Source organism: Chryseobacterium gotjawalense (assembly GCF_030012525.1).
GTDB classification, from domain to species: Bacteria; Bacteroidota; Bacteroidia; order Flavobacteriales; family Weeksellaceae; genus Kaistella; species Kaistella gotjawalense.
Genome location: NZ_CP124855.1, coordinates 1,728,917 through 1,749,197, shown reverse-complemented (window position 1 = coordinate 1,749,197; position 20,281 = coordinate 1,728,917). Strand labels below are relative to the sequence as shown.

Below are 20,281 nucleotides of genomic sequence, written 5' to 3'. Positions count from 1 at the left end.
AATAATTATGGAAAATTTTGTAACTCAAAATCAAGAAAATCTAAATACCGAATTTCAACCGCGATTGGATATGACCGAACTTCAACAAAGTTTGGAACGTGTAAAAACCGAAATAGGGAAAGTGATTATCGGTCAGGAATCGATGATCGAACATTTATTGGTCGCACTTTTATCCAACGGTCACGTTTTGATTGAAGGCGTTCCGGGAGTTGCAAAAACCATTACGGCAAAATTATTGGCGAAAACGGTAGAGGTCGGTTTCAGCAGAATTCAGTTTACACCGGATTTGATGCCGTCTGATATTTTGGGAACCTCAATTTTTAATGTTAAAAATTCTGAATTTGAATTCAAAAAAGGACCGATATTCTCCAGTTTTATTTTGATTGATGAAATTAACCGTTCGCCGGCGAAAACCCAAGCCGCTTTATTTGAAGTGATGGAAGAACGCCAGATCACGATGGATGGGAAACAGTACGAAATGCAGGAACCTTTTTTGGTCGTCGCCACTCAGAATCCAATTGAGCATGAAGGAACGTATCGCCTTCCGGAAGCCCAACTCGACCGTTTTTTATTTAAAATTAATGTTGGTTACCCGAATCTTTCACAAGAAATAGAAATCATTAAAAATCAGCATGAAAATAAACTGGAAGATAAAACCGATGCCGTACAGAAAGTGATTACCGGAGCGCAGTTGAAGTCCTATCAGCAATTGGTAAAAGACGTTGTTGTAGAAACTCAGCTGTTGGAATATATTGCAAAAATTATTGTGAATACAAGAGAAAATCAATTCCTTTATTTGGGTGCGTCGCCTAGAGCGAGTTTGGCCTTGCTGACGGCTTCGAAATCATTTGCAGCAGTTCGCGGACGAGATTTTGTAACGCCGGAAGATATCAAAGAAGCAAGTTATGCCGTTCTTCGCCACCGCGTGATGGTTTCCCCGGAACGTGAAATGGAAGGTTTAACGGCTGACGAAATTATCCGCCAGATTTTGGAGGCGATTGAAATTCCGAGGTAATATATTTTGTGGTGAAAATATTAAAACAGTAAAAAATGAAAAACCTATACCTTAACAACCGTCTTTTCTACGCGCTTTTCGCTGTGGGAATTACTTACGTTCTGGCATTTTTCTTTCCTGTTTTAATGTGGGTTGCGCATGGGATTTTGGTGTTAATTCTCATCGTATTTATCGTTGATTATATGCTTTTATTTAATCAAAAAAATGCCGTTCAAGCGCAAAGAATTTTACCTGAAAAGTTATCAAACGGCGATCAGAATTCTATAAAAGTAGATTTAAAAAACAATTATCCGTTTACCATTAAAACGAAAGTGATTGATGAAATTCCTTTTCAGTTTCAGAAGAGAGATTTCAATATTGAAAGAATCATTAAACCAAATAAAAATATTCTTTTTGAATATCTGCTCGAACCGAAAGAACGCGGTGAATACAATTTTGGAAACCTCAATGTTTTTGTAGAATCGCCTTTGGGATTGGTTTCCAGAAGATTTACTTATCAGAAAGATGCCGTGTTGCCGAGTTATCCGTCTTTTATTCATTTAAGAAAATATGAACTGATGGCGCTTCAGAACGAATTTCTTTTAGGTGGAATTAAAAAGATCCGGAAATTGGGTCACACGATGGAATTTGAACAAATCAAAGAATATGTGCCCGGCGATGACGTGCGAACAATTAACTGGAAAGCGACTTCGAAAAGAAATCAGTTGATGGTGAATCAGTTTCAGGACGAGAAATCGCAACGGATTTTCATGTTGATCGATAATGGCAGAACGATGCAAATGCCTTTTAATGGATTAAGTTTACTCGATTATTCCATCAATGCAACCATGGCTTTAAGTCATATTATTCTCAAAAAAAATGACCGCGCCGGAATGATGACTTTCTCCAAAAAAACGGAACATAAAGTTGCTGCCGACAATAAATCCGGACAGTTGAAAAAGATTTCGGAAGCGCTTTATAATATTCAAACTAATTTTTTCGAAAGTGATTTCAGTAGATTGTATCAGGATGTGAAATATACGGTTGGGCAAAGAAGTTTGATCCTTCTTTTTACCAATTTTGAAACTTTGGATGCGGTAAACCGACAGATGAAATACCTCCGCGGAATTGCGAAAAATCATTTGTTGGTGATTGTTTTCTTTAAAAATGCTGAACTTCAGAGTTTAATCAATACCAATCCGGAAAACATTCAGGAAGTGTATGATGAGATCATCGCTGAAAAATTTGAGTACGAAAAGAAATTAATTATTCAGGAACTTCGGAAGTATGGAATTTACACGGTTTATACTTTACCTGAAAATTTGAATATCGAAGTCATCAATAAATATTTGGAAATTAAAGCGAGAGGGATTTTGTGATTTTTTTAAACATGATATATTTTACCGCAAAAGAGACCAAAGTTTCAGTGTGAAAAACGAGCAAATCGCTTTTGTGTACTGGCTTTTTTATAGAAATCCAATAAAGTTTTAATAAATTTGAGATATGAAAATTACCCTTAATAGAATCAACGACGATTATTTGTTCGAATGTACCAATTCGCTAGGCAACAAAATTCTTTTAGACAATACGTCGCAATCTGAAGGAACGAAAGGCGTTTCTCCTATGGAAACTCTTTTAATGGCTGTTGCCGGTTGCAGCGGAATCGACATGGTTTCGATTTTGAAAAAGCAAAGACAGGAAATTACCAAATTTTCTGCAGAAGTGGTTGGTGAAAGAATTCAGGTTGACGAAGCGAAACCATTTAAAACCATTTTGGTGAAGTTTTTTGTTGACGGAAACATCGAGCCGAAAAAAGCAGAACGCGCCGCTGCATTATCTTTCGAAAAATACTGTTCGGTTTCTAAGACTCTGGAACCCAATGTGACGGTGAATTACGAGGTTTTTGTGAATGGAGAAAAAGTGGGTTTATAATATTTTACCGCAAAAAAGGAATTCTGAAAGATATTAAATCAAAATTTTGTAAAAATGAAATAAGTGTTCACTCTTGCAAACTTTTGGATAACTTAATACCTACTGTATTCTTTTGTTGCTTTTGCGGTAAAAATTTTTCTTTTCTAAAATTTATCTCGGCCTGGAGCCCATTCTTGGCTGTATTAATTTTGCAATCGTCGCCGTCCAGCCGGTTTGGTGAGAAGCGCCGATTCCTTCGCCCGTATCACCGTTGAAATATTCGTGAAACATAATGTAGTTTTTGAAAAATTCATTGTGGTTCAACAGATCATTTCCACCATTGAAAGGTCGGTTTCCGTTTTCATCTTTACTGAAAATAGAATAGAGCCGTTTGCTCAAATCAGTCGCCACAAAATCAAGATTGCGGCTTTGTCCGCTGTTGGTCGGATATTCAATTTGCAAACTGTCGCCATAATAATAATGAAAACGCTGTAAACTTTCCACAATCAGGAAGTTAATCGGGAACCAAATCGGACCGCGCCAGTTGCTGTTTCCGCCGAACATACTGCTGTCACTTTCGGCTGCGGTATATTTAACTTTAAAATCTTTGCCGTCGACAGTAAATAAATAAGGCTCATTTTCATAAACTTTCGACATCGACCGAATTCCGTAATCAGACAGGAATTCATTTTCATCGACCATTCTGCTCAAAACCCTTTTCAGTCTTGTTTTCCGCAGAATACTCATCATGTGTTTACCATCTTTTCCTTCCATTTCCCAATGCGAAACCAAATCTGCCAAATGCGGTTTGTTTTTAAGAATCCACTGCATTCTATCCAGGAAATTCGGAAGTTTTAGCAACATGCTGTGTTCTACAATTTCTACGGCAAACAAAGGAATTAACCCAACGATACTTCTCAGCTTTAATGAAATAGAATCGCCATTGTTTAACTGTAAAAGATCATAGAAAAAACCGTCTTCGTCATTCCATAAACCGTTTTTCGTTTCGCCGATATTTTCCATGGCTTCGGCGATATATAAATAATGCTCAAAGAATTTAATGGCCATATCTTCATAAATCGGATTGTACTGTGCCAATTCCATAGCGATGCGCATCATATTCAAGGCAAACATCGCCATCCAGCTTGTTCCGTCGGCCTGCTCTAAATGGTCGCCATTTTTGAATTCCATATTCCGGTCAAAAGCACCGATATTATCCAAGCCTAAAAAGCCGCCGCCAAAGACATTGTTTCCTTTTTTGTCTTTTCGGTTGACCCACCAGGTAAAATTCAATAATAATTTTTGAAAAACACTTTCCAGAAAAGGAACATCGGGTTTTCCGTTAATCATCTGGTCAATTTTAAAAACCCGGAAAGTCGACCACGCATGAACAGGCGGATTGACGTCGCTGAAATCCCACTCGTAAGCCGGCAATTGTCCGTTCGGGTGAATATACCATTCTTTCGTGAGTAGCCTTAACTGTTGTTTCGCAAAACCTGAATCCAGAATGGCAAACGGGACGCAGTGAAATGCCAAATCCCACGTCGCAAACCACGGATATTCCCATTTGTCGGGCATCGAAATGATATCCTTATTCTGCATGTGTTCCCATTCTTTATTTCTCACATGATGGTTGAAATTTCGTGGGGCATTCTGTTTTGGATTTCCTTTCAGCCATTTAGAAACATTATAATGGTAGAATTGCTTGTTCCATAATAATCCTGCAAATGCCTGTCTTTGAATCAGTTTTTCTTCTTCATCGGTAATCTCTTTTTGGATTACTTCGTAATATTCGTCGGCTTCTTTTTTTCTTAAACTAAAAACGTCGTCGAAGTCAAAGAAAGCATTTTTCATATCATGCGGACTCAATCGGAAATCGAATGTTTTGCTTTCTCCGGCTTCAATTTCTGTATCGATTACGAAACAGGCTTTAGTTCCCGCTTGGTCAGGATTTACTGAATTTCTGTCATTATGGATCAAAAAATTATTGATGCCGTCTTTGTAGTATTTTGGTTCACTGCTCGCACCATGAATTTTAGCCGGATTACTTTCGTTATTGCAAAAAAGGGCTTCTGTATTTTGGTCCCGGGAATATAGTTTTATTACGGGTAAAGATTCATGATGAATCTCAATGTCGCCAGTCGCCGAAGATTTTAGCTGAGGTTCATAATCGCCGTAATCCCAGTTCCAATTGTTTCTAAACCAGATGGTTGGCAAAATAACAAGCGGTGCTTTGTTACCGCTCCGGTTTACTGCAGTGACACGGATCAGATAATCATCATGATTTATTTTAGCATATTCAATGAATAAATCAAAGTAATTATTGTCATTAAATATTCCGGTATCGATCAACTCAAATTCCGGATCATGCTTAGATCTTCTTCCGTTTTCTGCAATTAAATGGTCGTAAGGGAATTCCCTGATTGGATATTTATACACCATTTTCATATAGGAATGGGTCGGTGTATTGTCAAGATAATAGTAGAGTTCTTTTAAATCCTCGCCATGATTTCCTTCATGATTACTCAATCCAAAGAAACGTTCTTTGATCATTTTGTCTTTGCGGTTCCAAAATGAAAAAGCAAAACATAAGCGCTGCTTCGAGTCACAGATTCCTGCGATCCCGTCTTCACTCCAGCGATAAGCTCTGCTGATGGCCTGGTTGTAAGTTGTATATCCCCAGGCATTTCCATCATTGCTGTAATCTTCCCGAACCGTCCCCCATTGTCTGTTACTTACGTAAGGTCCCCACGTTTTCCAGTTCTCATCGAGCATTCTTTCTTTCTCCGTCATCTTTCTAAAATAATTTCTGGTGCGAAATTAAGGAATAAAATAGATTCCTAAAATTTGTGAGGTTATATTTTAATGCTTTCCTTTGCACTGAAATAAGTTCATTTACATATTTGAAAATGTTATTAAGAAAGGTGGAGAGATTAGACTCGATGAAACCTTGGCAACCCTTCGGAAACGGAGAAGGTGCTACATTCTATCCCGATTTGGGAAGAGATAACAGAATCCTATTTTACCTTTCTCAGGTAGCATTTTCAATTTTAATTTTAAGAAAAATTGAAAACTTCGCTACAACATCTCAAACTCAAAAACCACCAGTTAGTATCAGGAAAAATCCTTGATGTCGATTTGTCGTATCAATTATTTGGTAAAGATTTATATTCTGCCCCAATCGTTTTAGTCAACCATGCTTTAACCGGAAATTCTAATGTTGCCGGTGAAAATGGTTGGTGGAATTCTTTAATCGGAGTGGATAAAATTATTGATACGAATATTTATTCTGTCATCTGTTTTAATATTCCAGGAAATGGATTCGACGGAAATTTAGTTGAAAATGAGCAGAATTTTACACCAAAAGATATTGCCGCTATTTTCCTTAAAGGTTTATCATTTTTAAATATTTCCAGACTTCATACTTTAATTGGAGGATCCTTAGGCGGTGCGATCGGTTGGGAAATGTTAGCATTAAAACCCAACTTGGCCGAAAATTTCATTCCGGTTGCGTGTGATTATAAAACCGCCGACTGGTTGCATGCGCAGTGTTTGGTTCAGCAATTTTTATTGAATCAGCCTGATCGACCTTTGCAAAAAGCCAGAATCCACGCCATGTTGTGTTACCGGACGCCGGCATCTTTAAATGAAAGATTTAAAAATGAAATGCATGCAGAAAAGCAGATTCTTAAATCCCACGATTGGCTCAATTTCCACGGTGAAAAATTAAACGAAAGATTTAGTCTAAATGCTTATCGGTTAATGAATCATCTGCTGATGACCATTAATACAGATGAAAAAAAACTAAAGGAAATTACAGCCAATATTCATCTCATCGCTGTCGATTCCGATTTGTTTTTTCCTGCTTTTGAAATGCAAAAATGTTATGAATTTTTACACGAGTCAAAATCAAATACTTACTATCACGAAATAAAATCCATTCATGGTCACGATGCCTTTTTAATGGAATACGATCAACTTAATCAAATTTTAAATACCATCATTCATGAAAAATAAAACCGAAATAAAGATTTTAAAAAACAGATCCATCATCAAATTTGAAGGAAAAGATTTCTCAGGCGAAGTCGGTATCGACGGCAGAATATTCAAAGCACTGACTTACGCGAGAATCAGCGTGGGCGTTATTTCCCAGCAGGCAATAGAAAACGGGATTTCAGTTTTGGTGAACGAAAGTGATTCCGAAAAAGCGGTGAACTGTTTGATCGATGAATTTGAAAAAGAAAGAAAATCCGGAAAAGTAAGTCAGATTTTCAGCATTAATAATGTTTCTGTTTTAGGATTTGTCGCGCAGGATTTTAATAAGATCATGTCGGAATTGGCGCGGAATAATATTTTCCCTTTGATTCTCAATCAGATTGCGGCTGAAAATAGAGTAAATATCGTGGTCACTTCTTTGCAGGACGAGAAAGCGAAAAACATCATCGAAGCCGAAATTAATTTAAAACCTAAAACGGTTCATTTAGCGGTGATCGGACATGGCAAAGTGGGATCGACATTAATTGAGCAGGTTTTAAAAAATTCAAAAGAAATTCGAAGTCGTAAAAATCTCGATTTAAAAATTATTGCGGTGGCAAATTCCCGAAAAATTGCTTTTAATAAAAGTGGATTTAATGAAAACTGGGAACAGGATGTTTTAGTCGCGGAACATGAATCGAACATGGATTCTTTAATACAGTTTTCACAAGTTAATCAACTCGAAAATCTAATCGTCGTCGATAATACCGCAAGTGCCGATTTTGTAAAAAACTATACGCTCTTGGCAGAAAACGGTTTCGATCTGGTTTCATCCAACAAGATTTTCAACACTTTATCGATTTCTGAATACCGGGATTTCCGACGTATTTTAAATAAGAGAAATAAAAAATATTTATATGAAACAAATGTTGGAGCTGGATTGCCGTTAATTGATACGATTAAATTACTGCATTTGTCGGGAGAAAATATTACCAGGATTAAAGGCGTTTTCTCCGGTTCTCTCAGTTATATTTTTAATAATTTTTCAGTTCGGGATGAGAAATTTTCTACGATTTTAAAAGAAGCAATGGAGCAAGGATTCACAGAGCCCGATCCACGTGAAGACCTTTCAGGAAATGATGTCGCCCGAAAATTATTAATTCTGGCCAGAGAGCTCGATTTAAGTAATGAATTTAGCGACATCCATGTTGAAAGTCTAATTCCTGAACATTTGTCAAAGATTGATCAACGTGAATTTCTTAACAATTTAAATCTTTTAGATGCGCATTTTGAAGAATTGAAAAAGAATCAGAAGGAAAATCATGTTCTGCGTTTCGTCGGCGATTTGCATGGCGATTTGCAGCAGGAAAAAGGCGAGCTCGATGTTCAGTTGATTTCTGTTCCTGCCCATTCTGCTCTTGGACAGTTAAAAGGTTCAGATTCTATATTTGAAATCTATACTGAAAGTTATGGCGATAATCCCATTGTCATTATGGGAGCCGGCGCAGGTGCAAAAGTAACTGCTCGGGGCGTTTTCGGAGATATTTTAAGATTGTCGGAAAACAAATAGGTTCCTTTTTTATTTATTTAAACTTAACAAGTCGCAGCGCGACGAACGATATATTAACCTATGAATTCATTCATAGGAAAAAGAAAAAAGATGAAAAATACAACATCACTTTATAAAGCTTTAAACGAAAGAATTCTCGTGCTCGATGGTGCGATGGGAACGATGCTGCAGCGCTATAAATTTTCAGAAGAAGATTACCGCGGCGAAAGATTCATAAATTGGGAACATCCTTTAAAGGGAAACAATGATTTGCTTTCCCTTACGCAGCCTCAGGCGATCGAAGAAGTTCACCGCAAATATCTGGAAGCCGGAGCCGACATTATCGAAACCAACACCTTTTCCGGAACGACCATCGCGATGGCTGATTACCATATGGAGGATTTAGTTTACGACCTCAATTATGAATCTGCAAAAATTGCAAGAAAAGTATGCGACGAATTCACCACAAAAAATCCCGAAAAACCAAGATTTGTCGCCGGATCAATCGGTCCAACCAATAAAACCGCAAGTTTAAGTCCGGATGTTAATGATCCGGGTTTTCGTGCAATTACTTTTGATGAATTAAGAATTGCTTATAAACAGCAGTCAGAAGCACTTTTAGACGGCGGTTCAGATATTCTTTTAGTAGAAACTGTTTTCGATACGCTGAATGCAAAAGCAGCACTTTTCGCGATTGATGAAATTCAGGAAGAAAGAAACATAAAAATTCCAATTATGGTTTCCGGAACGATTACTGACGCTTCCGGACGGACACTAAGCGGACAAACTGCGGAAGCATTTCTCATCTCAGTTTCACATTTAAATCTTTTAAGTGTTGGTTTCAACTGCGCGCTTGGTGCAGAGCAGCTCACCCCATATTTGGAAACACTTTCCAATAATTCTGATTTTTATATTTCGGCCTATCCAAATGCAGGACTTCCGAACGCTTTCGGGCAATACGACGAATCCCCGGAATTTATGGCCGAACAAATCAGAGAATATGCTGAGAAAGGTTTAATCAATATCATCGGTGGTTGCTGCGGAACAACGCCGCCTCACATCAAAGCCATCGCTGATTTGGTGAAAGATTATCTGCCTCGTAAAATTAGTGTAAAATCTTAGATCAATAATTATTGAATGTGATCATAGAGCCACGAAGTGGCGAAATCAAAAGCATTGGGTAAGCGGAGCGCCGCCCAATGAAAATTAGAGAAAATGACTAGAAGAGGTCTGAAAGACCGAAATCTAACGTCACCGATGAAATGGTTAATTAAAAAATATACACAATGGGGCAATCTTTAAATAAAATTTATGTGCATTTGGTTTTTTCAACCAAACACAGAAATCCTATGATAACGGATGCAATACAGGAAGAACTGTTTAAATATTTAGGAGGTATTTGTAAAGGTCTGGAATGCGATCCAGTTCAAGTTGGAGGTTATAGAGATCACGTGCATATCTTATGTTTATTATCGAAAAAAATTACACTAATGAAATTATTAGAAGAGGTAAAATCACATTCTTCAAAATGGATTAAAACAAAAGGTAGTGATTTCCAAAACTTTTATTGGCAAAATGGCTACGGAGCATTTTCTGTAAATCCAAAGGAAATTGAAATTGTGAAAAATTATATAATTAACCAAGAAGAACATCACAAAACGAAATCATTTCAGGACGAATTTTTAGCATTTTTAAAGAAATATAATGTTGAATATGATGAGAGATATATTTGGGATTGAGAGGGAGAAAGGATTGCGCCACTTCGTGGCTTTGATTCCACCTCATATCGATTTCATTGGGCTGCACCCAATGTTGATGATTACGCCACTTCGTGGCTTTTAAATAGATTAAAAAAAAATGAAATATCTAAAACTCTCAGGTCTCGAACCTTTAATTATAACTCCCGAATCCAATTTTATTAACGTTGGGGAAAGAACCAATGTAGCCGGTTCCAAAAAATTTCTCCGTTTAATAAAAGAAGAAAAATTTTCCGAAGCGCTGGATATTGCCCGACATCAGGTTGAAGGCGGCGCTCTGGTGCTTGACGTTAATTTTGATGACGGACTTTTAGACGGAAAAGCATCCATGGTTAAGTTTTTAAATTTAATTGCTTCTGAACCTGATATTTCGCGGATCCCAATCATGATCGATTCTTCAAAATGGGAAATTCTGGAAGCCGGTTTACAGGTCGTTCAGGGAAAATGTGTGGTGAATTCCATCAGTTTGAAAGAAGGGGAGGAAGAATTTAAAAATCACGCAAAAAAAGTAAAACGTTACGGAGCTGCGGTAATTGTAATGGCTTTTGATGAAAATGGGCAGGCTGATAATTACGACAGACGTATTGAAATATGCAGACGGTCCTACGATATTTTGTTCAACGAAATAGGTTTTCCTTCGGAGGATATTATTTTCGATCTCAATATTTTTCCTGTTGCCACCGGAATGGAAGAGCACCGAAGAAATGCGCTGGATTTTATTGAAGCCACAAAATGGGTTAAAGAAAACCTTCCGAATGTTTCAGTAAGCGGTGGAGTTTCCAATGTTTCCTTCTCTTTCAGAGGGAATGATAATGTTCGGGAAGCAATGCATTCGGTTTTTCTGTATCACGCCATCAAAGCGGGAATGAATATGGGAATCGTAAATCCATCAATGCTCGAAGTGTATGATGAAATCCCAAAGGAACTTCTCGACCTCGTAGAAGATGTGATGCTTGACCGGAGAGACGATGCTACAGAAAGGCTTCTCGATTATTCCGAAAGGGTAAAATCAACCAAAAAAGAACTCGTTGAGGAACTGGAATGGCGAAAAGAACCCTTACAAAATAGGATTACTCACGCTTTGGTAAAAGGAACCGACCGTTTTATCATCGAAGATGTTGAAGAAGCGCGGCAACTTTCGTCAAGACCTTTGGATGTTATTGAAATTAATTTGATGACCGGAATGGGCGTTGTAGGCGATCTTTTCGGGAGTGGAAAAATGTTCCTTCCGCAGGTAGTGAAATCGGCGAGAGTCATGAAAAAAGCCGTGGCTTATCTGCAGCCTTTTATTGAAGCTCAAAAAGATCAAACCCAAAAGACTAACGGAAAAATACTGATGGCGACCGTAAAAGGCGACGTTCACGATATTGGGAAAAATATTGTAAGCGTAGTTTTGGGTTGTAATAATTATGAAATTATCGATTTGGGTGTGATGGTTCCGGCCGAAAAAATTATTCAGGCAGCCATTGATAACAATGTGGATGTGATTGGTTTAAGTGGATTAATTACGCCAAGTTTAGACGAAATGGTTCATGTTGCTGACGAACTCCAAAGAAAAAATCTTCATTTTCCTTTAATGATTGGCGGTGCAACTACTTCGAAAGCACATACGGCGGTGAAAATTGCGCCTAAATATGGAAATACTGTGGTTCACGTAAATGACGCTTCAAGAGCGGTTGGAGTGGTGAGTCAGTTGCTTGACAGGAATTCTGAAAAATATCAGGAAGAATTAAAACTCGATTATGACGATTTCAGAGAAAAATTTCTCAACCGGCAGACCGACAAAGAATATGTTTCAATTGAAGAAGCAAGGAATCAAAAATTCAAAATAGATTGGGAAAACGAAGAAATTAAAACTCCTGAAAATATGGGAATTCACATCATCGAAAATCAGGATTTAAATGAACTGCTTGATTTTGTTGACTGGACGCCTTTTTTCAGAAGTTGGGAACTTTTCGGGAAATATCCGCAGATTTTAACCGATGAGGTTGTTGGTGAACACGCCACAGAACTTTTCAGTGATGCACAGAAAATATTAAAGAAAATATTAGATGAAAAACTGTTTACGGCGAAAGGAATTTTCGGAATTTTCCCCGCAAATTCCAGTGAAAATGATGATGTTGAGGTGAAAGATGAACGCGGAAATGAATTGGCAATCTTCCGGACACTTCGTCAGCAACACAAAAAATCTGAAGGAAAAGAATATCTGGCTTTAAGCGATTTCATTGCCCCGAAGACTTCCGGAAAACAGGATTATGTCGGTGCTTTTTGTGTCACCACTGGTTTCGGAACGGAAGAATTGGCCCAGAAATATTACGATGATCAGGATGATTATAACGCGATTATTGTAAAAGCTTTGGCAGACAGGCTTGCAGAAGCTTTTGCTGAATTCTTACATTATAAGGTCCGAACCGAGTTTTGGGGTTATGACAAAGAAGAAAACCTGAGAAACGAAGATTTAATTGCTGAGAAATATTTGGGAATCCGTCCGGCTCCGGGTTACCCTGCTTGTCCCGATCATTTGGAGAAACTGACCATTTGGGATTTATTGAAAGTGAAAGAAAATATTGGAGTAGAACTCACCGAAAGCTTGGCGATGTTTCCCACCGCTGCGGTTTCAGGATATTATTTTGGCAACCCGAAAGCAAAATATTTCGGAGTAGGAAAAATTGCTGAGGATCAACTGAAAGATTTTGCAGAAAGGAAAAATATCGATTTGGAATTTGCCAGAAAATGGCTGAGCCCGAATTTGGCTTAGAAGGAGAGCTGCAAAAAATAAAATTATTACTATTAAGAATGAAAATTACAGAACACATAAAAAACGCCAACGGAAAAACTTTGTTTTCCATCGAAATTGTGCCGCCCACAAAAGGAACGGGGATCGAAGATCTCTATAAAAATATTGATCCTTTAATGGAATTCAAACCACCATTCATCGACGTCACGACTTCCCGGGAAGAATATATTTATCTGGATAAAGGAAACGGCTTGATGGAGCGTAAAATAACCAGAATGCGTCCCGGAACGTTGGGAATCTGTTCTGCTATTCAGCACAAATATAATGTAGATACTGTTCCACATGTTTTGTGCGGCGGATTTACCAGAGAGGAAACCGAGTATCTTCTGGTCGACTGTATGTATCTGGGAATCGAAAATATTATGGCTTTAAGAGGCGATGCGATGAAAGGCCAGCAGTATTTTGAACCAACACAAGGCGGTCATAAAAATGCAGTGGATTTAGTTCATCAAATGAACGATTTGGGACGCGGGAAATATCTTCATGACGAAAAGATCTGTGACGGAAACAACAAATTCTGTATTGGCGTTGCGGGTTATCCCGAAAAACATATTGAAGCACCGTCGATGAATTACGACTTGAAATGGCTCAGGCAAAAAGTGGAGGCCGGCGCAGATTATGTGGTAACACAAATGTTCTTTGACAATAAAAAATTTATCGACTTTGTAAAAAGTGCCCGGGAAATAGGAATTGATGTTCCGATTATTCCGGGAATTAAGCCGATCGCAACAAAGAAGCAGCTGCAGCTTTTGCCACAGGTTTTTAAAATTGATTTACCGGAAGATTTGATTTCTGCCGTAGAAAATGCAAAAGACAATGCTGCTGTAAAGCAAATCGGAATTGAATGGACCATCAATCAATGCAGGGAATTGTTGGCATTTGATGTTCCTGTTTTGCATTTTTACTCGATGGGAAAAAGCGATAATATTAAAAAAATTGCGCGCGAACTTTTTTAATAAATTTACAGGATGAATTTTTATTTTTTCAAAGGTCGGTCGCCTAAAATGATATTGTCAATCTTTATGGTTTTTGGCGCAGTCGTATTATTTGCGTCCATCATTCATGAAATTTTTTTAGAAAAGGAACAGGAAGACGATTTACTGATTTTCGAGTTTTTCAGAACCAATATCATCCGTTCCGGACTTACCCGTTATATGATCGATGTTACCAATCTCTGTTCGCCGGTTTTTGTGAAGATTGCTTTTCCGGTATTGATTGCTGTACTTTTGATTTTTAAATATTACAGAAAAGCTGCTTTTACTTTTTTGGCAGGAATCGGGGGCTTGGTTTTGATTGGTCTGGCGAAGGTTTTGTTTCGCAGGCCAAGACCGCACTATCCTTTAGAATTCCCGGAAACGGGATATAGTTTCCCCAGTGGTCATGCCACTTTCAGTTTTATATTTTACGGGACTTTAGCCTATTTCGTTTGGTTAAGTCGTATCCCGAAAGCATTAAAATTGTTTCTGATGTTTTTTTTAATGTTACTTTCTTTAAGTATCGGAATCAGCAGAATTTACTTACGGGTACATTATCCGAGCGACGTTGCAGCTGGATTCTGCCTCGGGTATTCATGGTTGTTTTTATTGATTTATTATTTCAGATTGAAATATCCTATCGGTTAAAAACCGAATTTGTGGGATGCTTAGAAGTATTTTTGCGATAATTTACAAATTAATCCATTTTGTTGTATTTCCTCATTAAATTCTCATAAAAATTCTGCGCCAGAATCCATTTTAGGGGTATCCCAATTTTCTGTCCGAATTTCCCAAAATAAAAATGAGCTTTCCAGGATTTTTTTTCTAAAAGTTTTTCAATATACGCTGCAACTTCCAGAGGTTCTGTACCTTCATCAACATGAGAATTCATGATGGCATAAATCTTCTCAAATGTTTTTTGATAAGGTTCAGAAACTTTGGTTCTTACTCTGTTTTCAGCAATATTTGTTTTAATGTCTCCTAAATGCAAAGCACAAACCTGAATATTCCAGGGAGAAACTTCGTAGCGAATTGATTCTGTCACTTTATCTAAAGCCGATTTTGAAGCCGAATAAAATCCACGGAACGGCAATCCCATTTCACTGCCGATACTGGAAATATTAATGATTTTTCCGGATTTCTGCTCCCGCATTTTTGGCAGAACAGCGGACATCATTTGAACTGAACCCACTAAATTCAAATTAAATAATTTCAGGATTTCTTCCTGCGTAGAATCTTCAACCGCGCCCACCATTCCCATTCCTGCATTGTTGATCAGAACGTCGATTCGGTTTTCGGTTTTTAAAATTTCCTTCACCGCATTCTGAACCTGAGCATTGTCTGTAATATCGGTCGCTATTGTTTTAAAATAGGTAGAGTCCGCATTTTTTCTGCTTAATCCGTAAACGGTATGTCCTTTCTTTCCGAGATAATTAGCCAGGGTAAAACCAATTCCGGCAGAAGTTCCGGTGATAAGTATTGTCATTTTTGTAATTTAATGTTGTTCAAGAACTTGCGCAAAATCGTCCCAAAACTGCGGATAGGATTTTTCGACCACCTGTTCGTTTTCAATTGTTAGCGGGGTGATGAGGCAAAATGGCGCGAAACTCATGGCCATTCGGTGATCATTATAGGTTTCAATCAAAATATTTTCATTCGGCTCGAAGAATTTTACTGAGTAGATGGAATCCTCGGTGATTTCAGAAATACAACCGATTTTGAAAAGTTCATTTTTTAAAGCGACCAAACGGTCGGTTTCTTTAACTTTTAAAGTTGATAATCCTGTAATTTCAAAAGGGATTTGTAAAGCTGTCGCCGTCACACAAAGCGTTTGCGCAATATCCGGACAGTCATTCATATCCAAAGAAATATGGTCTGGAAAAACAAATGTGCTTTCCGGCATCAGCGAAATCTTACTTTCTGAACCTTGAGAAATCGTGTTGACTCCGAAGAACTTCCAATAAATTTCCTTGATTAGAGAATCGCCCTGAAGCGAGTGTGGCCGAAAACTTTTAAGGTTAATAGACTTTCTGCCGATGGCCGCTAAAGAATAAAAGTAAGAAGCAGAACTCCAATCGCTTTCACAAATACATTTGGTGATCTGCGAACTTTTATCGCTGTGAATATTTGGGAAAATCTTAATCACCTGACCTTCCCATTGCGTTAAAATTCCTATGTTTTTAAGAATTTTCAAAGTCATTTCAAGATAAGGTCTCGATGTTATTTTCCCCACCAAATTAATTTCTAAACCGTTTTCTAATTTCGATCCGATTAACATTAAGGAAGAAATAAACTGACTCGAAATATTCGCAGGAATCGCTACCGAACTTTTTTCTAGTTTTTTTCCGACAATCTTTAGTGGAGGAAAACCTTCTTTTTCAACATAAGAAATATCAGCTCCCAAATCCCGCAAAGCATCGACCAGAAATTGAATCGGTCTCTGTTTCATCCGCTCAGATCCCGTTACAACAGTCGTCTTACCTTCCTGAATTGCAAAGTAAGAGGTGAGGAACCGCATCGCCGTTCCCGCATGATGAATGTCGATAAGGTCGGCATTGCTTTCCAGAGCTTTGTGTAAAAGTTGAGTGTCTTGAGAATTAGAAAGGTTTTCAATTTTCAGGTTTTCAAAAAGAGAGCTTAAAATTAAAAGACGATTCGAAATACTTTTCGAACCGCTTATTTCAATGGTTTCATTGTCTTTTAAGGTTGATTTTTCCAGCCTCATATTCATACTTTTATCGAATTAAATTTTGAATTCTATGATTCTTATTTCAGTTTGTCGTTATTCTGATGGCGGTCTTTGTCTCGGACAGTTTTAACTTTCATTTTCCGGTCAAACGCTTCCTGCAGGTTAGTTCCGGTTTGATTCGCCAAGCATAAAGTTACAAATAAAACATCGGCTAATTCTTCACCGAGATCTTTGGTTTTGTCAGTTTCTTTTTCGCTCTGTTCGCCATATCTTCTGGCGATAATTCTCGCCACTTCGCCCACTTCCTCTGTAAGCATTGCCATATTGGTGAGTTCGTTAAAATAGCGCACGCCTATGGTTTTTATCCATTGATCAACTTCTTCCTGGAGTTTAGTTATTTCCATATTTCTTTTATTTGGGCAGACCTGAATTATTGATAAGCGCCCATACTTGGATTTACCAATCGGGAAATTTTCACAATATCCAAAGGCGCCGTCGCGGCTGTCGCCGTATTTCCTTTTCCTTTTGCCGGAGAATCAGCTTTCAATCTCAGATTCATTTTCTGGGTAAAATAATTCTGGAATTTCGGGTCTTGATTCTTAACCGAACCGGCATCCAAAGTGTAATTTGCGGAACTTCCGTATTTCAGTAATGAAGTCTGGAAACTGTAATTAAAAGTCTGTCCGGCTGTTGGCTTAAAAAGAACTGCGTTATCATTATCGGTATAAATAATCGAATTTTTAACATTTAAAGTTAAAGCTCCCTGTTCAACAGAAGTTCCGTTGTCATACTCATTGGTTGCGTACAATCCAAGTCCCGGAAGCGCTGAATTTAGATTCCAATAATTCGCCAAAGTAGAATGGATGATGTTATAAGTTCCGCCTTTAAAAATGGCAAAGTCAGCATTCCCACAATTATTCATCACCAGATTTTTCGCAGTAACAACCGAGTTGATTGCCATAATTCCAAATTCCTGATGCGTATGGAAAATAGAATTATCAATCATTGCAGTCGTCTGGTTCATTTCTAAACCAACGGTTCCGCCGAAAACTTTCGCATAATTCATATTTAAAATAGAGTTCGCCTCCATTGAAATTCCCTGCCAGTTTTTAGGAATCGTGTCATAGCGCGTATCATTTCGGTCGCCACGGAAAATTACTTCTTCTCCTAAATCACCATTAATATTGAGTTTGGCATTTTTAGAAATCTTCAGTCCACTGTTTTTGTGGAAATAAATTTTAGTTCCTTTTTCAATATTTAAAATTTTTCCTTCCGCCAAAGTCAAATCTCCGAAAATGATTTTCGCCTTATTGTTTTTCCATGATGTATTTGAACTTAAAATATTCGGGTTTGTTTTACTTTCGATATAAAATTCAGCATCCTGAACGACTGAAAACAAAGTCACATGTTGATTTCCGGCCGGCGTTTGAAAATTAATCCGATCTTCGGCAATCGCTTCCGGCGCGTTGGCAATCGGTGCAATTTCTACAAAAATATACAGACTGTCTTTTTTCCGCAAAGGAATATTACTGAAATCTGTCCCTGCTTTGCCATCAACATTGATTCGGTATAAAGAGCCGGCTCCTTTTTCAAGAGAGATTTTGGGAATCATAACGTCCTTGTCTTCGTTGTTGTAAATTTTCACAGCGTAAGTTTCCGAACGGACCTGATTATAAACCGTGTCCAGGAAAAGGGTGTCTTGCGAAAAACGAAGCAGTTGAGTGGGAGATTCAAAGTTGATATCGTCTCTGTTACAGCTTATTGCCGTTATAAGAATCCAAAAAGAAAAAGCAAGAATAAGTTTAAATTTGTTCATTTATGTAGGAATAGATGTAGGTTTCAAATTTAATTAAAATTGTTGAACATAAAAATTATTAATTAAGTTGATATACTATTTGGAGATAAGAAAATTATTTGTACTTTTGCGGTCTAAAATTTAGCAGAGAAATACCATTACTATTTCGAAAGCAAAGCTTTAATTATTAATAATAAAATAAGTTATGAAAAACGGAATCCACCCAGAAAATTATAGACTTGTTGTTTTCAAAGATATGAGTAACGACGAGATGTTTCTTTGCAAATCTACTGCAGATACAAAAGATACAATTGAATATGAAGGTTCAACTTACCCATTGATCAAAATGGAAATCTCTTCAACTTCTCACCCTTTCTATACCGGAAAAGTGAAATTAGTTGATACTGCAGGTAGAGTTGACAAATTCATGAACAAGTACAAAAAATTCGCAAAGTAATTTTTGAATTTTAATGATAATTAAAGTCTTTCAAGTTTTTTGAAAGACTTTTTTTAGTGTAAATTTGATTCACTTTGTCAAACTTTAAATCTTTGATAAAGTTTTTAATAAAAATTGAACTTTAAACTTAAGCCGATATGCAGCTCGTATTTTCAGATGCCCAGTTTTGGGAAGATTTTTTACCGCTTACTTTTACCAAACCTGTCGCAGAAATGCGTTGCGGGATTTTGACTTTTTCGGAAAGATGGCAGAAATTATTGGAATCGTCAGATGTTTCTTATCTTACAGAAGATTATTTGCAGGAAAAATTTAAAAAATACGACCTGAAAGAAAGCCTTTTCATTGTTCCTAATTTTCTGCCAAGTGACAATCTTTTAGCCCAGATCAAGGATTTGCAATTGGGAGAAGCGTTGGTTTACAAAGATGAATTACTCGCGGTTAGAATTAATATGGATAATTTTTCCTTAAGTCACATTAATAAAATGACTGATATTGAGGAAGAAGTTTTGTTTTTTAATCAGCCAACCGATTTGTTTTCATTTAATGAAAAAGCAATCGATTTTGATTTTGAACTTCTTACAAAAGGGCGAACTTCGGCGCCACTTTCTGAAACCAATGGTTTTTTGGGAGACGAAAAAGATTTGTTTATCGAAGAAGGTGCAGAAATTGAGTTCTCTACTTTAAATACCAAAACCGGAAAAATCTACATCGGGAAAAATGCAGAAGTAATGGAAGGCTGTAATCTCCGCGGTCCGATCGCACTTTGCGATGATTCTAAATTTAATTTAGGCGCGAAAATTTACGGTGCGACAACGATTGGTCCGCATTGCAAAGTCGGTGGCGAAGTGAATAATGTCGTCATTTTTGGATATACCAATAAAGGTCATGATGGTTTCATTGGCAATTCGGTCATTGGCGAATGGTGCAATCTCGGCGCTGATACCAATTCTTCGAATCTTAAAAATAATTACGCGATGGTAAAACTGTGGAATTATAAGGCGAAAAAATTTGTGAATACCGGATTGCAATTTGTAGGTTTGATTATGGGTGATCATTCGAAATCGGCGATCAATACACAGTTTAATACCGGAACAGTGGTAGGAGTTGCTGCTAATATTTTCAAAAGCGGCTTTCCGCCAAACTTAATCGAAAGTTTTTCCTGGGGCGGAATGAAAGGCGATGAAAAATTCAAATTGGAAAAAGCCTATGAAGTCGCAGAATTGGCCATGGCTCGGAGAAAAGTTCCTTTTACTGAAATGGATCAGAAAATTCTGAAAACGATTTATGAAATTTTTTAATGTCCAGGTATCAAAATATAAATCAGGATAATTTTTTTGGTCTGTAGCACTACAAAAGCCCGCTCAGTGTATTCGACAAAAAGAA

General features: G+C 37.5%; 18 protein-coding genes and 1 riboswitch. Of the genes, 13 read left to right on the top strand and 5 right to left on the bottom strand.

Annotated features, from left to right (window positions below; all coding sequences use genetic code 11):
- Window positions 1-7 precede the first annotated feature (7 nt).
- The 3 genes from QGN23_RS07955 (at window position 8) to QGN23_RS07945 (ending at window position 2,926) form a co-directional block, all read left to right on the top strand.
- Window positions 8-1,015 (top strand): AAA family ATPase, encoded by a 1,008-nt coding sequence (locus tag QGN23_RS07955; protein ID WP_282903808.1) that lies wholly within the window; start codon window positions 8-10, stop codon window positions 1,013-1,015.
- Between the two features lie 35 nt (window positions 1,016-1,050).
- A complete protein-coding gene (locus tag QGN23_RS07950; RefSeq protein WP_282903807.1) occupies window positions 1,051-2,373 on the top strand; it encodes a DUF58 domain-containing protein in 1,323 nt (440 codons plus the stop codon).
- A 124-nt stretch (window positions 2,374-2,497) separates the two neighbouring features.
- Window positions 2,498-2,926: an OsmC family protein gene (locus tag QGN23_RS07945; protein ID WP_282903806.1), complete on the top strand. Its 429-nt coding sequence runs from the start codon at window positions 2,498-2,500 to the stop codon at window positions 2,924-2,926.
- A 150-nt stretch (window positions 2,927-3,076) separates the two neighbouring features.
- Here the strand turns inward: QGN23_RS07945 and QGN23_RS07940 are convergent, their stop codons facing one another.
- Entirely contained in the window at window positions 3,077-5,698 is a 2,622-nt protein-coding gene (locus QGN23_RS07940; RefSeq protein ID WP_282903805.1) for an MGH1-like glycoside hydrolase domain-containing protein, read from the bottom strand.
- 116 nt (window positions 5,699-5,814) lie between these two features.
- Window positions 5,815-5,918: riboswitch (SAM riboswitch) on the top strand.
- A gap of 53 nt (window positions 5,919-5,971) precedes the next feature.
- Between QGN23_RS07940 and QGN23_RS07935 the strand changes: the two genes are divergently transcribed.
- From QGN23_RS07935 to QGN23_RS07900, 8 genes are all read left to right on the top strand, one after another.
- Window positions 5,972-6,922, top strand: coding sequence for an alpha/beta fold hydrolase (locus QGN23_RS07935; RefSeq protein WP_282903804.1), 951 nt, complete (start codon window positions 5,972-5,974; stop codon window positions 6,920-6,922).
- Window positions 6,912-8,450, top strand: coding sequence for an ACT domain-containing protein (locus tag QGN23_RS07930; protein ID WP_282903803.1), 1,539 nt, complete (start codon window positions 6,912-6,914; stop codon window positions 8,448-8,450). The genes QGN23_RS07935 and QGN23_RS07930 overlap by 11 nt, the downstream gene beginning before the upstream one ends.
- A gap of 90 nt (window positions 8,451-8,540) precedes the next feature.
- Complete coding sequence (locus QGN23_RS07925; protein WP_282903802.1) at window positions 8,541-9,551, top strand: homocysteine S-methyltransferase family protein; 1,011 nt, start codon at window positions 8,541-8,543, stop codon at window positions 9,549-9,551.
- A 164-nt stretch (window positions 9,552-9,715) separates the two neighbouring features.
- The gene (gene tnpA / locus QGN23_RS07920; protein WP_282903801.1) at window positions 9,716-10,168 is read left to right on the top strand and encodes an IS200/IS605 family transposase; all 453 of its coding nucleotides are present in this window, start codon (window positions 9,716-9,718) and stop codon (window positions 10,166-10,168) included.
- Complete coding sequence (locus QGN23_RS07915) at window positions 10,143-10,271, top strand: hypothetical protein (protein ID WP_282903800.1); 129 nt, start codon at window positions 10,143-10,145, stop codon at window positions 10,269-10,271. The genes tnpA and QGN23_RS07915 overlap by 26 nt, the downstream gene beginning before the upstream one ends.
- Before the next feature lie 15 nt (window positions 10,272-10,286).
- Complete coding sequence (metH, locus tag QGN23_RS07910) at window positions 10,287-12,944, top strand: methionine synthase (protein ID WP_282903799.1); 2,658 nt, start codon at window positions 10,287-10,289, stop codon at window positions 12,942-12,944.
- A 38-nt stretch (window positions 12,945-12,982) separates the two neighbouring features.
- Window positions 12,983-13,939 carry a methylenetetrahydrofolate reductase [NAD(P)H] gene (gene metF / locus QGN23_RS07905; protein ID WP_282903798.1) on the top strand — a complete coding sequence of 319 codons (957 nt, stop codon included), beginning with the start codon at window positions 12,983-12,985 and terminating at the stop codon, window positions 13,937-13,939.
- Between the two features lie 48 nt (window positions 13,940-13,987).
- The gene (locus QGN23_RS07900) at window positions 13,988-14,605 is read left to right on the top strand and encodes a phosphatase PAP2 family protein (RefSeq protein WP_282903797.1); all 618 of its coding nucleotides are present in this window, start codon (window positions 13,988-13,990) and stop codon (window positions 14,603-14,605) included.
- Between the two features lie 49 nt (window positions 14,606-14,654).
- Here QGN23_RS07900 and QGN23_RS07895 read toward each other — a convergent pair whose 3' ends face one another.
- The 4 genes from QGN23_RS07895 to QGN23_RS07880 are packed head-to-tail and all read right to left on the bottom strand — an operon-like array spanning window position 14,655 to window position 18,462.
- Window positions 14,655-15,443: an SDR family oxidoreductase gene (locus tag QGN23_RS07895; RefSeq protein WP_282903796.1), complete on the bottom strand. Its 789-nt coding sequence runs from the start codon at window positions 15,441-15,443 to the stop codon at window positions 14,655-14,657.
- Between the two features lie 9 nt (window positions 15,444-15,452).
- Window positions 15,453-16,682, bottom strand: coding sequence for a 3-phosphoshikimate 1-carboxyvinyltransferase (locus tag QGN23_RS07890; protein WP_282903795.1), 1,230 nt, complete (start codon window positions 16,680-16,682; stop codon window positions 15,453-15,455).
- A 41-nt stretch (window positions 16,683-16,723) separates the two neighbouring features.
- Window positions 16,724-17,050 carry a nucleotide pyrophosphohydrolase gene (locus QGN23_RS07885; protein WP_282903794.1) on the bottom strand — a complete coding sequence of 109 codons (327 nt, stop codon included), beginning with the start codon at window positions 17,048-17,050 and terminating at the stop codon, window positions 16,724-16,726.
- 26 nt (window positions 17,051-17,076) lie between these two features.
- Window positions 17,077-18,462: a hypothetical protein gene (locus QGN23_RS07880; RefSeq protein WP_282903793.1), complete on the bottom strand. Its 1,386-nt coding sequence runs from the start codon at window positions 18,460-18,462 to the stop codon at window positions 17,077-17,079.
- Between the two features lie 184 nt (window positions 18,463-18,646).
- Here QGN23_RS07880 and QGN23_RS07875 point away from each other — a divergent pair, with 184 nt between their 5' ends.
- Window positions 18,647-18,898: a type B 50S ribosomal protein L31 gene (locus QGN23_RS07875; protein WP_133438841.1), complete on the top strand. Its 252-nt coding sequence runs from the start codon at window positions 18,647-18,649 to the stop codon at window positions 18,896-18,898.
- 137 nt (window positions 18,899-19,035) lie between these two features.
- Complete coding sequence (locus QGN23_RS07870) at window positions 19,036-20,196, top strand: GlmU family protein (protein WP_282903792.1); 1,161 nt, start codon at window positions 19,036-19,038, stop codon at window positions 20,194-20,196.
- Window positions 20,197-20,281 lie beyond the last annotated feature (85 nt).